The organism is Streptomyces sp. NPDC046712, from assembly GCF_040645695.1.
GTDB lineage: Bacteria > Actinomycetota > Actinomycetes > Streptomycetales > Streptomycetaceae > Streptomyces.
Window position 1 is genome coordinate 41,633 of sequence record NZ_JBEYYW010000023.1, and the last position, 17,311, is coordinate 58,943.

Annotated in this window: 12 protein-coding genes and 1 riboswitch; of the genes, 3 read left to right on the forward strand and 9 right to left on the reverse strand. The window is 71.3% G+C overall.

Translation table 11 applies throughout. The annotated features are described in order from the left end of the window. Positions 1–136: 136 nt before the first annotated feature. The 3 genes from ABZ939_RS26630 to ABZ939_RS26640 form a co-directional block, all read right to left on the reverse strand. Complete coding sequence (locus ABZ939_RS26630) at positions 137–919, reverse strand: M23 family metallopeptidase (protein ID WP_361860083.1); 783 nt, start codon at positions 917–919, stop codon at positions 137–139. 12 nt (positions 920–931) lie between these two features. Then, positions 932–1,098: riboswitch (cyclic di-AMP (ydaO/yuaA leader) on the reverse strand. Between the two features lie 201 nt (positions 1,099–1,299). Then, positions 1,300–2,667, reverse strand: a complete 1,368-nt coding sequence (locus ABZ939_RS26635) for a pitrilysin family protein (protein WP_361860301.1) — start codon at positions 2,665–2,667, stop codon at positions 1,300–1,302. A gap of 26 nt (positions 2,668–2,693) precedes the next feature. After that, on the reverse strand, positions 2,694–4,040 hold the full coding sequence (locus tag ABZ939_RS26640) for a pitrilysin family protein (protein ID WP_361860085.1): 1,347 nt from the start codon (positions 4,038–4,040) through the stop codon (positions 2,694–2,696). A gap of 235 nt (positions 4,041–4,275) precedes the next feature. Here ABZ939_RS26640 and ABZ939_RS26645 point away from each other — a divergent pair, with 235 nt between their 5' ends. Then, on the forward strand, positions 4,276–6,732 hold the full coding sequence (locus ABZ939_RS26645) for a DNA topoisomerase IV subunit A (RefSeq protein ID WP_361860093.1): 2,457 nt from the start codon (positions 4,276–4,278) through the stop codon (positions 6,730–6,732). On the opposite strand, the gene ABZ939_RS26650 is transcribed toward ABZ939_RS26645, so the two are convergent. Beyond that, positions 6,729–7,775: a GTP-binding protein gene (locus tag ABZ939_RS26650; RefSeq protein ID WP_361860096.1), complete on the reverse strand. Its 1,047-nt coding sequence runs from the start codon at positions 7,773–7,775 to the stop codon at positions 6,729–6,731. The two genes, ABZ939_RS26645 and ABZ939_RS26650, sit on opposite strands and share 4 nt — an antisense overlap. A gap of 662 nt (positions 7,776–8,437) precedes the next feature. On the opposite strand from ABZ939_RS26650, the gene ABZ939_RS26655 reads away from it, so the two are divergent. Next, positions 8,438–10,168 carry an ATP-binding protein gene (locus tag ABZ939_RS26655; protein ID WP_361860099.1) on the forward strand — a complete coding sequence of 577 codons (1,731 nt, stop codon included), beginning with the start codon at positions 8,438–8,440 and terminating at the stop codon, positions 10,166–10,168. After that, a complete protein-coding gene (locus ABZ939_RS26660) occupies positions 10,165–10,848 on the forward strand; it encodes a response regulator (protein ID WP_361860102.1) in 684 nt (227 codons plus the stop codon). Before ABZ939_RS26655 ends, ABZ939_RS26660 begins: the two co-directional genes overlap by 4 nt. Positions 10,849–10,860: 12 nt before the next feature. On the opposite strand, the gene ABZ939_RS26665 is transcribed toward ABZ939_RS26660, so the two are convergent. The 5 genes from ABZ939_RS26665 to ABZ939_RS26685 all read right to left on the reverse strand — a co-directional run bounded on the left by ABZ939_RS26665 (position 10,861) and on the right by ABZ939_RS26685 (position 17,212). Next, positions 10,861–12,459 carry a cation acetate symporter gene (locus ABZ939_RS26665; RefSeq protein WP_361860105.1) on the reverse strand — a complete coding sequence of 533 codons (1,599 nt, stop codon included), beginning with the start codon at positions 12,457–12,459 and terminating at the stop codon, positions 10,861–10,863. Beyond that, entirely contained in the window at positions 12,456–12,968 is a 513-nt protein-coding gene (locus ABZ939_RS26670; protein ID WP_361860108.1) for a DUF485 domain-containing protein, read from the reverse strand. Before ABZ939_RS26670 ends, ABZ939_RS26665 begins: the two co-directional genes overlap by 4 nt. A gap of 98 nt (positions 12,969–13,066) precedes the next feature. Beyond that, positions 13,067–13,825, reverse strand: a complete 759-nt coding sequence (locus ABZ939_RS26675; protein ID WP_361860111.1) for a response regulator transcription factor — start codon at positions 13,823–13,825, stop codon at positions 13,067–13,069. Beyond that, positions 13,822–14,994 carry a histidine kinase gene (locus ABZ939_RS26680; protein WP_361860114.1) on the reverse strand — a complete coding sequence of 391 codons (1,173 nt, stop codon included), beginning with the start codon at positions 14,992–14,994 and terminating at the stop codon, positions 13,822–13,824. The genes ABZ939_RS26675 and ABZ939_RS26680 overlap by 4 nt, the downstream gene beginning before the upstream one ends. 100 nt (positions 14,995–15,094) lie before the next feature. After that, the gene (locus tag ABZ939_RS26685) at positions 15,095–17,212 is read right to left on the reverse strand and encodes a DNA topoisomerase IV subunit B (protein ID WP_361860117.1); all 2,118 of its coding nucleotides are present in this window, start codon (positions 17,210–17,212) and stop codon (positions 15,095–15,097) included. Positions 17,213–17,311 lie beyond the last annotated feature (99 nt).

Consider the following 17,311-nt stretch of genomic DNA (forward strand, 5'->3'; position numbering starts at 1 on the left):
AGGGCGGTATTTCGGATGGGTCTCCGGGAACATGGATATCTTTTGGCCAACGAAAAGCCCCGGCTCTGTACGAGCCGGGGCTTTTCTGACGTGCTGCGGAGCGGGCCTTGTCAGGCCCTCACGCCTCGGACGCGTCTCAGACGTTCACGCCGCGGGCGCGCAGGTACGCGACCGGGTTGATGTCGGAGCCGTACTCGGCGGTGGTGCGCGCCTCGAAGTGGAGGTGCGGGCCGGTCGAGTTGCCGGTCGAGCCGGAGAGGCCTATCTGCTGGCCCGGGGTGACGGACTGGCCGACCGAGACACTGATGGCCGACAGGTGACCGTACTGGGTGTACGTGCCGTCGTTCATCCGGATGACGATGTTGTTGCCGTACGCGCCGCCCCAGCCGGCCTCGACGACGGTGCCGGAGCCGACGGAGACGACCCGGCTGCCGGAGGCGGCGCGGAAGTCGACGCCGGAGTGGCTGCCGGAGGACCAGAGCGCGCCGCCGGCCTTGTAGCTGGTGGTCACGTACGAGCCGGCCACGGGGAGCTGGAAGGAGTTCAGGCGCTTGCGCTCGGCCTCGCGGGCGGCGCGCTCCTTGGCCTCGCGGATCTCCTTGGCGCGGGCCTCGGCCTTGCGCTTCGCCTCGGCCTTCGCACGGGCCTCGGCCTTGGCCCGCTCCAGGGCCTCGGCGGCCTCGCGCTCCTGGGCGGCGGCCTGGGCGTCGATCGTGTCCGCGAGGGAGTCGGCGGCGACGACCTGGGTCAGGCCGGTGTCCTCGAGGGAGGGGGAGTCCGCGTCGGCGGCGAGCGCCGGGGAGGCGAGGGTTCCGATGACGCCGGTGGTGGCGAGCGTCGCGACGCCGGCGATGCCCGCGCTGCGGCGCGCCAGACGGCTCGGACCACGATGCTTCCCGGTGGCACGGGTGAACGCCATGTAGTGGCTGATCCTTTCCTTCCTTCTCGCCTACCGGGTTAGCTGACGGGTTCGGAGCAGGAAGGTCTCCTACGGACCCCTCCGCACGGATGCGAAGGCGTCCGATTCACCCCAGGGACTTCGTGTGGGTCCCCGGCTCCCCAGGCTCGCGCCTGACGGGGACTCGGCGATGACTGTCCGATGCCGCGGGTGCGGCGGGTGCAACTGGCGAACAGCCGGACCGACGCTAAGCGGACCGTCTTTCAATCACCAAACAGACACGCCTGTTTGTAAGACATGCCACAGGGCATACGCCCACCCTCTCCAGTAATACGGACAAAGGGGAGGACCCCGACGTAACCTGACGTCGGGGTCCTCGAAGTGGCGCTCGGTTGCCTCAATCAGCCCGTGACAACGGTCACTTCGCCGATGCCGAGGGCGCGCACCGGCTCCTCGATCTGTGCCGCGTCACCGACGAGCACGGTGACCAGACGGTCCACCGGGAAGGCGTTGACGACGGCCGCCGTCGCCTCCACCGTCCCGGTCTCGGCCAGACGCGCGTACAACTGCGCCTGGAAGTCGTCCGGAAGATGCTGCTCGACCTGGTCGGCGAGCGTCGCGGCGACGGAGGCGGCCGTCTCGTACTTCAGCGGGGCCACGCCCACCAGGTTCTGCACGGCCACATCGCGCTCGGCGTCCGTCAGACCCTCCGCGGCGAGGGTGCGCAGCACCTTCCACAGGTCGTCAAGTGCCGGGCCGGTGTTGGGGGTGTCGACGGAGCCGCTGATGGCGAGCATCGAGGCGCCGTGGCCCTGGCCGTCGGAGCGCAGCACCTGACCGAAGGCCCGCACGCCGTACGTGTAGCCCTTCTCCTCGCGCAGGACGCGGTCCAGGCGGGAGGTGAGGGTGCCGCCGAGGCAGTACGTGCCGAGGACCTGGGCCGGCCAGACGCGGTCGTGCCGGTCGGCGCCGACGCGCCCGATGAGCAGCTGGGTCTGCACAGCGCCCGGCCGGTCCACGATGACGACCCGGCCGGTGTCGTCGGCCGTGATCGGCGGGACGGGGCGCGGCTCCGCGGTGTTCCCCGTCCACTCGCCCAGCGTCTCGGCGAGAATCTTGTCCAGATTCACGTCGGTCAGGTCGCCGACGACCACGGCGGTGGCCGTGGAGGGCCGGACGTACCCCTCGTAGAAGGCGCGGACGGCCGCGGCGTCGATCGCCTCCACCGTCTCCTCGGTGCCCTGGCGCGGCCGCGACATGCGGGAGGTGGCCGGGAACAGCTCCTTGGAGAGCTGCTTGGCGGCCCGGCGGGCCGGGTTGGCCGTCTCGTGCGGGATCTCGTCGAGCCGGTTGCGCACCAGCCGCTCGACCTCGGTGTCGAGGAAGGCCGGCGCGATCAGCGCCTCGGAGAGCAGACCGAGCGCCTTGGGCAGCCGGGAGGCGGGGACCTCCAGGGAGACCCGTACGCCCGGATGGTCGGCGTGCGCGTCGAGCGTGGCGCCGCAGCGCTCCAGCTCGGCCGCGAACTCCTCGGCGGAGTGCTTGTCCGTGCCCTCGGAGAGGGCGCGGGCCATGATCGTGGCGACGCCGTCCAGGCCCTCGGGCTCGGCGTCCAGCGGCGCGTCGAGGATGATCTCGACGGCGATCACCTGCTGGCCGGGGCGGTGGCAGCGCAGCACGGTCAGGCCGTTGTCCAGCGCTCCGCGGTCCGGGGCCGGGAAGGCCCAGGGGCGTGCTGTGCCGGGCTTCGGCTGCGGGTGGAAGTCCATGCTCGTCAAAGACGCGGCAGCGTCGGTCACTGGTCCGCTCCCTCTTCCTCGTCGCTGTCGCTCTGTTCGGTGCCGATCGGCTCGTAGACGAGCACCGCGCGGTTGTCCGGGCGCAGTCGGGCCTTGGCGACCGCCTGCACCTCCGCCGCGGTGACGTCCAGGACCCGGTGCACGGCGGTGAGGGCGAGCTGCGGGTCGCCGAACAGGACCGCGAAGCGGCACAGTTCGTCGGCGCGGCCCGCGACCGTACCCAGCCGGTCCAGCCACTCGCGCTCCAACTGGGCCTGGGCGCGCTCCATCTCCTCGGGCGTCGGGCCCTCGGCGGCGAACCGGGCCAGCTCCTCGTCGACGGCGGCCTCGATCTCGGGCACCTCGACCCCGCCGGACGTCTTGACGTCCAGCCAGCCCAGCGAGGGCGCGCCGGCCAGTCGCAGCAGGCCGAAGCCGGCGGCCACCGCCGTGCGGTCGCGGCGGACCAGGCGGTTGTGGAGCCGCGAGGACTCGCCACCGCCGAGGACGGTCAGGGCCAGGTCGGCGGCGTCGCACTCGCGCGTGCCGTCGTGCGGGAGCCGGTAGGCGGCCATCAGCGCGCGGGCCGGGACCTCCTCCTCGACGACCTCGCGCAGCTGCTCCCCGATGGTCTCCGGCAGCGTGCCGTCGCGCGGCGGCAGCTTGCCGTCGTGGGACGGGATGGAGCCGAAGTACTTCTCGATCCAGGCCAGGGTCTGCGCGGGGTCGATGTCGCCGACGACCGAGAGCACCGCGTTGTTCGGCGCGTAGTACGTGCGGAAGAAAGCCCGCGCGTCCTCGAGCGTCGCCGCGTCCAGGTCCGCCATGGAGCCGATCGGCGTGTGGTGGTACGGGTGGCCCTCGGGGTAGGCGAGGGCGGTGAGCTTCTCGAAGGCCGTGCCGTAGGGCACGTTGTCGTACCGCTGGCGGCGCTCGTTCTTGACGACGTCCCGCTGGTTCTCCATGGACTCGTCGTCCAGAGCGGAAAGCAGCGAGCCCATGCGGTCCGCCTCCAGCCAGAGCGCCAGCTCCAGCTGGTGGGTGGGCATGGTCTCGAAGTAGTTGGTGCGCTCGAAGCTCGTCGTGCCGTTGAGCGAGCCACCCGCGCCCTGCACCAGCTCGAAGTGACCGTTGCCGTGGACCTGCTTCGAGCCCTGGAACATCAGGTGCTCGAAGAGATGGGCGAGGCCGGTACGGCCCGCGACCTCGTGGCGCGAGCCGACGTCGTACCAGAGGCAGACCGCGGCGACCGGGGTCAGGTGGTCCTCGGAGAGCACCACCCGCAGGCCGTTGGCCAGCCGGTGCTCGGTCGCTGTCAGGCCGCCGGAGCCGGCCTCTGCCGTGGCCGTGTGACCCATGGGCATGTACGTCCCTTCGATCGCGATATGGAAAAGTCCTGCCACCCTATGCAAGCGCACTGACACCTGGCGAAGTTCCCGCTGGTTCGCGCCGTCCCTCTTCCGTGTCCCACCGGCGTCAGCCACGGCTGACGACGGGCCCGCGGGGGGCCATGCCCGGGTCGCGGTCGGCGTTGTCGGTGGGACGGTCCACAATGGTCCGCGTCAGATCAACCTTGTTGGTGAAGGAGCCGCAGCCGCGATGGCCCGCCGCAGCACGAAGACACCGCCGCCGGACGACGCGTTCGAGGAGAGGATCCTCGACATCGACGTCGTCGACGAGATGCAGGGCTCCTTCCTCGAGTACGCGTACTCGGTGATCTACTCCCGCGCGCTGCCTGATGCCCGCGACGGCATGAAGCCGGTGCAGCGCCGCATCGTCTACCAGATGAACGAGATGGGCCTGCGCCCCGACCGCGGCTATGTGAAGTGCGCCCGCGTCGTCGGCGAGGTCATGGGCAAGCTGCACCCGCACGGCGACGCGTCGATCTACGACGCGATGGTGCGCATGGCGCAGCCCTTCTCCATGCGGGTCCCCCTGGTCGACGGCCACGGCAACTTCGGCTCGCTCGGCAACGACGACCCGCCGGCCGCCATGCGGTACACCGAGTCGAAGATGGCCGCCGCGGCGCTGATGATGACGGAGTCGATCGACGAGGACACCGTCGACTTCGCGCCGAACTACGACGGCCAGGAGCAGGAGCCCGTCGCGCTCCCCGCGGCGTACCCGAACCTGCTGGTCAACGGCGCGTCCGGCATCGCCGTCGGCATGGCGACGAACATGCCGCCGCACAACCTGGGCGAGGTGATCGCGGCCGCCCGGCACCTGATCCGGCACCCGAACGCGGATCTCGAGGCGCTGATGCGTTTCGTGCCCGGCCCCGACCTGCCCACGGGCGGCCGGATCGTCGGCCTGTCCGGCATCAAGGACGCGTACGAGAACGGCCGCGGCACGTTCAAGATCCGCGCCACGGCGACGGTGGAGACCGTGACGGCCCGCCGCAAGGGCATCGTCGTCACCGAGCTGCCCTTCACGGTCGGTCCCGAGAAGGTCATCGCCAAGATCAAGGACCTGGTCGGCTCCAAGAAGCTCCAGGGCATCGCGGACGTCAAGGACCTCACCGACCGCGCCCACGGTCTGCGCCTGGTCATCGAGGTCAAGAACGGCTTCGTGCCGGAGGCCGTCCTGGAGCAGCTCTACAAGCTGACGCCGATGGAGGAGTCCTTCGGCATCAACAACGTGGCGCTGGTCGACGGCCAGCCGCTCACGCTGGGCCTCAAGGAGCTCCTGGAGGTCTACCTCGACCACCGCTTCGACGTGGTGCGCCGCCGCTCCGAGTTCCGCCGCGGCAAGAAGCGGGACCGGCTGCACCTGGTCGAGGGTCTGCTCGTCGCGCTGCTCGACATCGACGAGGTCATCCGCCTCATCCGCTCCAGCGAGAACTCGGCGCAGGCCAAGGAGCGCCTGATCGAGCACTTCTCGCTGAGCGAGGTCCAGACGCAGTACATCCTGGACACCCCGCTGCGCCGGCTCACCAAGTTCGACCGGATCGAGCTGGAGACCGAGCGCGACCGGCTCAACGGCGAGATCGACGAGCTGACCGGGATCCTGGAGTCCGACAGCGAGCTGCGCAAGCTGGTCTCGGGCGAACTGGCCGCGGTGGCGAAGAAGTTCGGCACCGATCGGCGTACGGTCCTGCTGGAGTCGGCGGGCGCGCCGGTCGCGGCCACGTCCCTGGAGGTCGCGGACGACCCGTGCCGGGTGCTGCTGTCCTCGACGGGTCTGCTCGCCCGTACGGTGACGGAGGAGCTCCCGGCCCGACAGGAGGGCAGGCGCGCCAAGCACGACGTGATCGTCTCGGCGGTCGCGGCGACGCAGCGCGGTGACGTCGGCGTGGTGACCTCGGCCGGGCGACTGCTGCGGATCGCGGTCATCGACCTGCCGCAGCTCCCGGACACCGCCGCCGCCCCGAACCTGGCGGGCGGAGCGCCGCTGGCGGAGTTCCTCACGCTGGAGAACGACGAGACGGTGGTCTGTCTGACCACCCTCGAAGAGTCCTCCCCGGGTCTGGCGCTCGGCACGCTCCAGGGTGTGGTGAAGCGCGTGGTGCCGGACTATCCGGCGAACAAGGAGGAGTTGGAGGTCATCACCCTCAAGGAGGGTGACCGGATCGTCGGCGCGACCGAGCTGCGCACGGGCGAGGAGGACCTGGTCTTCATCACCTCCGACGCCCAGCTCCTGCGCTACCAGGCGTCGCAGGTACGGCCCCAGGGCCGCCCCGCGGGCGGCATGGCGGGCATCAAGCTGGCCGCGGGCGCCGAGGTGATCTCGTTCACGGCGGTGGACCCGGCGGCGGACGCGGTGGTGTTCACGGTCGCGGGTTCCACGGGCACGCTGGACGACTCGGCCGGTACGTCGGCGAAGCTGACGCCGTTCGACCAGTACCCCCGCAAGGGTCGGGCGACGGGCGGCGTGCGCTGCCAGCGCTTCCTGAAGGGCGAGGACGTGCTGATCCTCGCCTGGGCGGGCGAGACCCCGGCACTCGCCGCGCAGAAGAACGGCACCCCGGTGGACCTGCCCGAGGCCGACCCGCGCCGTGACGGCTCGGGCACCCCGCTGCCGAAGCCGATCGCGGTCCTGGCGGGCCCGGCGAGCTAGTCGACCGGCTCTTCCTCGTTCTGCTGTACGTACCGCAGGACGCCCCACATGCTGTGCTCGTCGGGGGCGTCCTGCGGGCCGTTCCGTTCGCAGTCCTCGAGCTCCTTGCGCAGGGCCGGCCCGTCGATGCCCGAGCCGATGAGGACGAGCTGGGTCAGTCGTTCCTCGCCGGCCGGCCAGGGCTCGGGGTAGAAGCGCAGGAACCGGCCGACCGCGTGGACGGCGTACCGGTTGGCGGGATCGGCATCGCCGAAGTCGACGAAGCCCTTGATGCGGTAGAGGCCCTGCGGCCGGGAGTCGAGGAACGTCATCAGGCGCCGGGGGTGCAGGGCGGTTCCGGTGGAGACCGACAGGGTCTCGTAGTGGGCGTGCGGATGATCCGCCCCGTCTTCGTCCCCGTACAGCAGGTCCTCGATCGACATCTGCCCCTCGATCTCGCCTTCCGGCACGACCTTGTCGAAGAGCACCTCTGGGTCGATCCGGCCGTGCACGGCGCGGACCACCGCGGCGGGTCCCGCGAGCCCGCCGACGGCGGCGTGGACGGCCTCCAGCTCCCGCTCCTCCACCCGGTCGGCCTTGTTGATCACGACCAGGTCGGCGAGGGCGAGGTGGCGGTCCGTCTCCGGGTGCCGCGCGCGCGTGGCGGAGAACTCGACGGCGTCGACGACCTGCACGAGCCCGCCGTACACGACCCGGTCGTTCTCGCTGCCGAGCACCATCCGCACCAGCTCCTGGGGCTCCGCGAGCCCGCTCGCCTCGATCACGATCACATCGAGGCGCAGCTCGGGCCTGGTGAGCACCTCCAGGTACTCGTCCAGCTCACTCACGTCGACGGCGCAGCACAGGCATCCGTTGCCGAGCGAGACGGTGGACCCGACCTGTCCGGCGACGGTCATGGCGTCGATCCCGATGTCGCCGAAGTCGTTGACCATGACCCCGATCCGGGTGCCCCGGGCACTGCGCAGCAGATGGTTGAGCAGCGTCGTCTTGCCCGCCCCGAGGAACCCGGAGAGGACGACGACGGGAATCTGCTGCCTGGTCAAGGAAAACCCCTCCGACGACTCGACACACCAAAGCCCCCAGAATAGGCAAGCCCCCCGACAAGACCCCCCGCCCCACCCGCGGCGGCGCAGCCGCCGACGGCACGGGCCCCGTCGGGTGAGGCCTGTCACCTCCCCACCCGCGACGCGAAGCCGCCGCCCCGCAGCCGCCGACGGCGCGGGACCTGTCCCGGCCCCAGGCAGCAGGCCCGCAGAGGAGGCCTTTCACGTCCCTCCCCGCGACACGAAGCCGTCCCCCCGCAACCGCCAACAACGCGGGTCCGTCCCGGCCCCGGGGCAGCAGGCCCGCAGAGGAGGCCTTTCACCTCCCTCCCCGCGACGCGAAGCCGTCCCCCCGCAACCGCCAACAACGCGGGTCCGTCCCGGCCCCCGGGCAGCAGGCCCGCAGAGGAGGCCTTTCACCTCCCCGCCCGCGACGCGAAGCCGTCGCCCCCGCAGCCGCCGATGGCGCGCAACCGCCCACGGGGCGACCCGCACCTCTGCTCTCTCAGCCGCACGGGTGGTGCGGGTGGGAACCACAGCCCGGCCGGAGGCCGGGCGCACCCCCACCGGCCCGCGGCCGACAACGCCCCGCCCCGCCCCGCCCAAGCCCACCGCCCCCGTACATTTCCGGTCACCCCCCACCGCCCCGTACCGTTCCTGCCATGACCCCCGCACCGACCACCCCCACGCCGCCCCCCGCGCGACGCAGGCGGTTCGGCTGGCCGCAGCGGGTCTTCTCGCAGGTCCTCCTCATGCAGCTGGCCATCGCGACCGGCGTCACCGTGCTCGCCACCGGCCTCTTCCTCGCCCCCCTCAGCGCCCAGCTCGACGATCAGGCCATGCGCCGCGCCCTCGCCATCGCCGAGACAACCGCCTCCCCGCAGGTCGCCGCCGCGCTCAAGACGTCCCCGCCGTCTGCCCAGGGGCCCGTGCAGGCCGAGGCGGAGCGGATCCGGCAGTCCACCGGCGCCGAGTACGTCGTCGTCATGGACACCCGCGGCGTGCGCTGGTCCCACACCGACCCCGCCCAGATCGGCAGGCGCGTCTCCACGGACCCCAGCGCGGCGCTCGCCGGCCGTGAGGTCATGGAGATCGACAGCGGCACCCTGGGCCGCTCCGCGCGCGGCAAGGCCCCGTTGCGGAACGCCAACGGGACCATCGTCGGCGCCGTGTCGGTCGGCATCGAGTACGACAGCGTCCAGGACCGCCTGCTCGGGGCGATCCCCGGACTCCTCGCGTACGCCGGCGGGGCGCTGGCGGCCGGCGCCCTCGCCGCGTATCTGATCTCCCGCAGGCTTCAGCGGCGGACCCACGACCTGGCGTTCTCCGACATCTCCGCGCTGCTCGCGGAGCGCGAGGCCATGCTCCACGGCATTCGCGAGGGCGTCGTCGCCCTGGACCGCACGGGCCGCATCCGGCTGATGAACGACGAGGCCCAGCGCCTGCTCGGGATCGGCCCGGAGGCCACCGGCCGCCCCCTGGAGGAGGCCCTCGGCTCCGGGCGGACGGCCGACGTGCTGGCCGGGCGGGTCACCGGCGAGGACCTGGTGACCGTCCGTGGCCACCGCGTCCTCATCGCCAACCGGATGCCGACCGACGACGGCGGCGCCGTGGCGACCCTGCGCGACCGCACCGAGCTGGAGCGGCTCGGCCGCGAGCTGGACTCCACCCGCGGCCTGATCGACGCCCTGCGTGCCCAGGACCACGAGCACGCCAACCGGATGCACACCCTCCTGGGCCTCCTGGAGCTGGAGATGCACGACGAGGCGGTCGAGTTCGTCACCGAGGTCGTCGGCGTCCACCGGGCCACCGCCGAGCAGGTCACCGAGAAGGTCCACGACCCGCTGCTCGCCGCGCTGCTCGTCGGGAAGGCCACGGTCGCCGCCGAGCGGGGCGTCTCCCTGCGGATCTCGCGCGACTCACTGCTCCCCGACCGTCTGGTCGACCCCCGCGAGCTGGTCACCGTTCTCGGCAACCTCGTCGACAACGCCCTGGACGCCGCGGCGGGTACCCCGGACGCCCGCGTCGAGATCGCCCTGCACGCGGAGGCCCGCACGGCCGTCCTGCGGGTCACCGACAGCGGCCCGGGCGTCCCCGACGAACAGCGCGAGCTGATCTTCACCGAGGGCTGGACCACGAAGGAGCTGCCGTCGCACGGCAAGCGGGGCCTGGGCCTCGCCCTGGTGCGCCGGCTCGCCGAGCGCCAGGGCGGCAGCGCCCGGGTCGCCGACGGGCCGGACGGGGGCGCCGAGTTCACCGTCGTACTCCCTGAGGCGCTCAGCGAACCAGAACCGGAACCGCAGCCGGACACGGACCTGGATCCGTACCTGGACCCGGACCCGAACCCGAACCTGGACCCCGCCATCGTCCGGGCGATCGAGGAGCCACGATGATCGACGTACTGGTCGTGGACGACGACGTACGCGTCGCACAGATCAACGCGGCCTATGTGACGAAGACTCCCGGATTCCGCGTCGTCGCCACCGCCCACTCGACCGCGGAGGCGATCGCCCGCCTCGGTGAGGTCCCGGTCGACCTCATCCTGCTCGACCACTACCTGCCGGACGAGAACGGCCTCGCGGTCGTGCGGGAACTGCGCCGGCAGGGCCACCAGACCGACGTGATCATGGTGACCGCCGCGCGCGACGTGGCGACCGTCCAGGCGGCGATGCGCCACGGCGCGCTGCAGTACCTGGTCAAGCCGTTCACCTTCGCCGGGCTGCGCGCCAAGCTGGAGGCGTACGCCGCCCTCCGCCACACCCTCGACGGCGGCGGCGAGGCCGAGCAGGCCGAGGTGGACCGGATCTTCGGCGCCCTCTCCGCGGGTGCCGCCGAGCCCGAGCTGCCGAAGGGGCACTCCCCCACCACCGCGGAGCTGGTACGGCAGGTGCTGCTCGCCGCCGACGGGGCCCTGTCCGCCCAGGAGATCGCCGAACGGGCGGGGGTGAGCCGGCAGACCGCGCAGCGCTATCTCAAGCTGCTCGAACGCACCGGGCGGGTCCGCCTCTCGCTGAAGTACGGCGAGACGGGCCGCCCCGAGCACCGTTACGTCTGGACCTCGGCAGCGGGCTGAATTTCCCCGGGCTCACACCGCCCCGGCGCCGGTCAGCGCCCTGACCTCGGTCTCCGCGTGCTTGGCCGCGTCCGGCGGCTCGGACGAGGTGACCGTGCCGATCCAGCCGGCCAGGAAGCCGAGCGGGATGGAGACCACCCCCGGGTTCTGCAGCGGGAAGACATGGAAGTCGACGCCCGGGAAGAGCGCGTCGGGGCTGCCGGAGACGACCGGTGAGAGAACCACCAGCAGCACGGCCGGGACGAGCCCCCCGTACACCGACCACACCGCGCCCCGCGTGGTGAAGTTCCGCCAGAAGAGCGAGTAGAGCAGCACCGGCAGGTTGGCGGAGGCGGCGACCGCGAAGGCGAGTCCGACCAGGAACGCCACGTTGAGGTCCCGGGCGAGCAGTCCGAGCCCGATCGCGGCGACCCCGATCCCGGCGGCGGCCATGCGTGCCACGGTCACCTCGCTGTACTGCTTCGCATGCGCGTTGCGGCGGCGCAGCGAGGCGTACAGATCGTGGGCCACGGAGGCGGAGGAAGCGAGGGTGATGCCGGCGACGACGGCCAGGATCGTCGCGAAGGCGATGGCGGCGACGATCGCGAAGAGCACGGTGCCGCCGGTCGAGCCCGCTCCCCCGCCGAGGTCGAGGGCGAGCAGCGGTACGGCGGTGTTCCCGGCGGCGTTGGAGGCGCGGACGGCGTCGGGACCGATGATCGCGGCCGCGCCGAAGCCGAGGACGATCGTCATCAGATAGAAGCCGCCGATGAGCCCGATGGACCAGACGACCGAACGGCGGGCGGCCCGCGCGGTGGGCACGGTGTAGAAGCGGGACAGGATGTGCGGCAGGCCTGCGGTGCCCAGGACCAGCGCTAGCCCGAGGCTGATGAAGTCGAGGCGCGCGGTCCACTCCCCGCCGTAGCGCAGCCCCGGTGCCAGGAAGTCCCGTCCGTGCCCGCTGCGCTCGGCGGCGGTGGTGAGCAGTTGGTTGAAGTCGCCGTGGAAGCGGAGCAGGACGAGTACGGTGAGGGCGATCGTGCCGGCCATGAGGAGCACCGCCTTGACGATCTGGATCCAGGTGGTCGCCCGCATCCCGCCCAGCGACACATAGATCACCATCAGGGCGCCGACGCCGATCACGGTCCAGGAGCGGGCAGCCTCGCTCGTGCCGCCGAGGAGGAGGGCGACCAGGCTGCCGGCTCCCACCATCTGAGCCACCAGATAGAGCACGGAGACGGTGACGGAGGACGTCCCGGCGGCGATCCGGACAGGGCGCTCCGCCATCCGGGCGGCGACGACGTCGGCGAGCGTGAACCGGCCGCAGTTGCGCACCAGTTCGGCGACCAGGAGGAGCACGACCAGCCAGGCCACGAGGAAGCCGACGGAGTACAGCATGCCGTCGTAGCCGAAGAGTGCGATGAGGCCCGAAATGCCGAGGAAGGAGGCGGCGGACATGTAGTCGCCCGCGATGGCGAAACCGTTCTCCATGGGCGAGAACAGTCTGCCGCCCGCGTAGAACTCCTCCGCGGAACCGTGCCTGTTGCGGCTGACCCAGGTAGTGATCGCCAGCGTCACCGCGATGAACGCGGTGAACAGCAGCAGCGCGAGTGTCTGATGGTCGTCGATCACCGTCGGCCCCCTCGCGTCATCTCCTGGGTTCGCGTTTCGTCGTAGACGGTCCAGCGCAGTTCCAGCGCCGCCCGGTCCCGGCGCAGCCGGGCGTGCCGGGCATAGGCCCACGTCAGCAGGAAGGTGGAGAGGAACTGGCCGAGTCCGGCGACCATCGCCACGTTCACCGCGCCGGCGACGGGCCGGGCCATCAGTCCGGGCGCCACGGTCGCCGCCACGACATAGGCGAGGTACCAGAGGAGGAAGCCGAGGGCCGCGGGGATCACGAACCGTCGGTAGCGGCTGCGTACTTCCTGGAAGGCGGGGCTGCGCTGGACGGCGAGATAGATGTCGGCAGCGCTGTGGGCCGACTGTTGTCGCGGTACGGCTCCGGGCATCGGCGCGGTGTGCGCCGGGAGACCGGTCGGCGTCTCGGTATCGGCGGCCTCACCCCAGCCGGCGGCCAGGGCGTCGTACCAGGGGTCGTCCATCCGCACCGCCGGGGCGTCCGGCTCTTCGCGCTTCTCCACCGGTGAACTCTCCTTGTCAGCGAACCGTTTCGGCCGCGTGCCCAAGGATGGACAGAGCGGGAAGATCCAGGACTCTTCTCCTCTCGCTCTTCACCCCATCAGGTGATGGTTTCGCCAGGTGGTGCGACGAGTCCGTGCTGATATGCGTACCGGACGGCCTGCACCCGGTCGCGTACACCGGTCTTGGCGAAGAGATTGTTGATGTGTGTCTTGACGGTCGCCGTGGAGATGCCCAGTCGGTCGGCGATCTCCTGGTTGGAGAGTCCGTCCGCGACCAGGGTGAGCACTTCGGTCTCGCGCTCGGTGAGGCCGTCGGGCTGCTGCTCCCCGGACTGCGGTCCTCGCCACCCCTCCTGCACCGCTTCGGAGGGTCGGCCGTCGGCTCGGGAAGGCCCCTGAGGTTGAGTCATCAGCTTTTCCAGGAGCCTCCGTTGGACGGCGGGGGCGAGCCCGGCCCGCCCGTCGAGCACGTCGTGGACGGCCCGTACGATCTCCTCCCCGCCCGCGTCCTTGGTGAGATAGCCCCTGGCACCCGCGCGGAGCGCCGGGAAGAGCGAATCGTCGTCGTCGAAGGTGGTGAGCACGACGACTTCGGTGTCCGGGTGCTCGGAGCGGATGCGCCGGGTCGCCTCCACACCGTCGCACCGCGGCATCCGGAGGTCCATCAGCACCACATCGGGGGCGAGTTCCGCGGTCAGCGCGATGGCTTCGTCGCCGTCCCTGGCGGCCCCGACGACCTCGATGCCGGGCAGCAGCCCCAGCACGAGCACGATGCCCTCGCGCACCATGGACTGATCGTCGGCCACGATCACGCGCGCGACCCGGCCGCTGCCGTACGGGTTCCCGGGGCCGCTCATGCCGGCACCCTCAGCCGCACCGCGAAGCCCTCGCCCTCGGGGCCGGCGTCCAGCGTGCCGCCCAGGAGCTCGGCGCGCTCCCGCATCCCGAGGAGTCCGTAACCGGAGCCCGAGGCGCTCAGTCCGATGCCCTCGGCGCCACCGGCCGCACCCGAGTCCCGTATCTCCAGGGCGACCTCCCCCGTCTCGTAGGCGAGCCGGAGGCGGGTCCTGGCCCCCGGCGCGTGCTTGCGTACGTTGGTGAGGGCCTCCTGGGCCACCCTCCGTACCGCCTGTGAGGCCTCCGCCGGGAGGGGCCTGCGGACGCCGATCACCTCGACCTCGGCCCGGTCCTCGCGCGCCAGATCCCGCAGATAGTCCTCGACCGGCACCATGTCGCCGCGAAGCGCGGAGAGGGCGTGCCGGGTCTCGGCGAGCCCCTCACGGGCCATGGACCGGGCGGCGGCCACCCGCTCCAGGACCTCCTCTTGGCGTGCGCCGGCCTCTATCTGCAGCCGCGCGGCCTCCAGGTGCACCATCTGCGCGGAGAGGCTGTGCGCCAGGACGTCGTGGATCTCCCGGGCGATCCTGGCCCGCTCGGTCAGCGCCGCGGAGGCCGCCTCGGCCTCGCGGGCCGCCCGCTCCTGAGCCAACAGCCGGAACCCGGCGCTGCGGGCCTCGGCGTCCAGGCGGAGGGAGTACCCGGTGAGCAGCACGGCGGCGGTGGTCACCCCGGCCCCCATGACCCCGGTGTCGTCCGCGTCGACGAAGCCTCCGGCGAGGACCAGCACGGTGGCCAGGGCGACAAGCAGCGGCAGGCGTTCCATCGCCGTGACCGAGACGACGATCCAGAGCAGCGTCGCGGACACATGGGCGCCGGCGGCGTGCGCGCCGAGCCCGAGGACGGCGACGAGGGCGAGCAGACCGAGCGACCGAGCGAGCCGATGGGCGAGGGTCGTCGCGTGATAGGCGGCGATCGCGGCCACGCAGAGGGCGAGCCCGAGCGGGGGCAGGACCCCGTACCAGCCGGGGAAGGCTTCCGAGACGTACGCGCTCACCAGGATCCACACGCAGATCGCGGCGAGCAGAAGCCCGTCGATCACGAGGCGGCCGCGCGGCACACCGACCCGGGTCAGCGCCTCGGGCGCGGGCCACATGAGCAGGCGTTTGGTCGACCCGCTGCTGTTCATCTCCGTCCCCCTCCGTCGCTTCGATGCTACGGAGGGGAGCCGCTTCTGTGATCGCCTCAGGGGTGGAACTCGGTGGCTCCACCCCTGGGTGGAGAGTCGGCTAGGCGTCGATCCGCGAGCGGTCGAGTGTGGCCGCGGAGCTGGTGATGAACTCCTTGCGGGGAGCCACGTCGTTGCCCATGAGCAGGTCGAAGACCTGCTCGGCCGACTCCAGGTCGCCGATGTTGATCCGGCGCAGGGTCCGGTGCCGCGGGTCCATCGTGGTCTCCGCCAGCTGATCGGCGTCCATCTCTCCGAGACCCTTGTAGCGCTGGATGGCGTCCTTGTAGCGGACGCCCTTGCGCTGGAACTCGAGCAGGGTCTGGCGCAGCTCGTTGTCCGAGTACGTGTAGACGTACTTGTCCTGGCCCTTCTTGGGCTGGACGAGCTCGATGCGGTGCAGGGGCGGCACGGCGGCGAACACACGCCCCTGCTCGACCATGGGCCGCATGTAGCGCTGGAAGAGCGTCAGCAGCAGCGTACGGATGTGGGATCCGTCGACGTCGGCGTCGGTCATCATGATGACCTTGCCGTACCGGGCCGCGTCGATGTCGAAGGTACGGCCCGAGCCGGCTCCTATGACCTGGATGATCGCTCCGCACTCGGCGTTCTTGAGCATGTCCGAGACGGAGGACTTCTGGACGTTGAGGATCTTGCCGCGGATCGGCAGCAGGGCCTGGAACTCGCTGTTGCGGGCGAGCTTGGCCGTGCCGAGCGCGGAGTCTCCCTCGACGATGAAGAGCTCGCTGCGCTCCACGTCGTCGCTGCGGCAGTCGGCGAGCTTGGCGGGCAGCGAGGAGGACTCCAGCGCCGTCTTCCTGCGCTGCGCCTCCTTGTGCTGGCGGGCGGCGATACGGGTCCTGGCGGCCGCGACGGCCTTCTCCAGGACGGCCCGGGCCTGCGCCTTGGCATCGCGCTTGGTGGACGTCAGGAAGGCCTTCAGCTCCCTGGCGACCACGGTGGCCACGATCCGGCGGGCCGCCGAGGTGCCGAGCACCTCCTTGGTCTGGCCCTCGAACTGCGGCTCGGCGAGCCGGACCGTCACGACGGCCGTGAGTCCTTCGAGGGCGTCGTCCTTGACGATGTCGTCCTCGGCGACGCGCAGCATCTTCGCGGAGCGCAGGACCTCGTTCACCGTCTTGGTGATGGCCTGCTCGAAGCCGGAGACGTGGGTGCCGCCCTTGGGGGTGGCGATGATGTTGACGAAGGACTTGACCGTGGCGTCGTAGCCGGTGCCCCAGCGCAGGGCGACGTCGACGCCCAGCTCGCGGGTGACCTCGGTGGGCGTCATGTGTCCGCGGTCGTCCAGGACCGGGACGGTCTCCTTGAACGTGCCCTGGCCGGTGAGGCGCAGCACGTCGCAGACGGCCTTGTCCTGCGCGAGGAACTCGCAGAACTCGCTGATGCCGCCGTCGAAGCGGAAGGTCTCCTCGCTCTTGCCCACGCCCTCCAGGTCCCGCTCGTCGCGGACGACGATGGTGAGGCCGGGCACCAGGAAGGCGGTCTGGCGGGCGCGCTGGTGCAGGTGCTCCAGGGAGAGCTTGGCGTCCTTGAGGAAGATCTGGCGGTCCGCCCAGTACCGCACGCGGGTGCCGGTGCGGGTCTTGGGGACGCGCTTGCCCTTCAGCAGGCCGTTGGCCGGGTCGAAGGGGCTGTCGGGGCCCTGCTCGGTGAAGATGCCGGGGACGCCGCGGCGGAAGCTGATCGAGTGCGTGGCGCTGTTCCGATCGACCTCGACGTCGAGCCGGGCCGAGAGGGCGTTCACCACGGAGGCGCCCACGCCGTGCAGACCGCCGGAGGCCGCGTAGGAGCCGCCGCCGAACTTTCCGCCCGCGTGCAGCTTGGTCATGACGACCTCGACGCCGGAGAGTCCGGTCTTGGGCTCGACGTCGACCGGGATGCCGCGACCGTTGTCGCACACCTCGACGGAGCCGTCGTCGTGGAGGATCACGTCGATGTGGTCGCAGTAGCCCCCGAGAGCCTCGTCGACCGAGTTGTCGATGATCTCCCAGAGGCAGTGCATCAGGCCGCGGCTGTCGGTGGACCCGATGTACATGCCAGGGCGCTTGCGGACCGCTTCGAGCCCTTCGAGTACGAGCAGGTGCCGCGCGGTGTAGTTGGAACCGTCACGGTCTGCGGTCAGCAGCGCACTGGACGGCACGGACGTCTCGGCGGTCACGCGGTTCGCTCCTCGCTGAATTTGAAAACTGGCCCGGTGGGGTAAGGCCCGGCGTCGGTCACCGGTCTGAGGGTACCGATGCCTGGTAGAGCCGTTGTC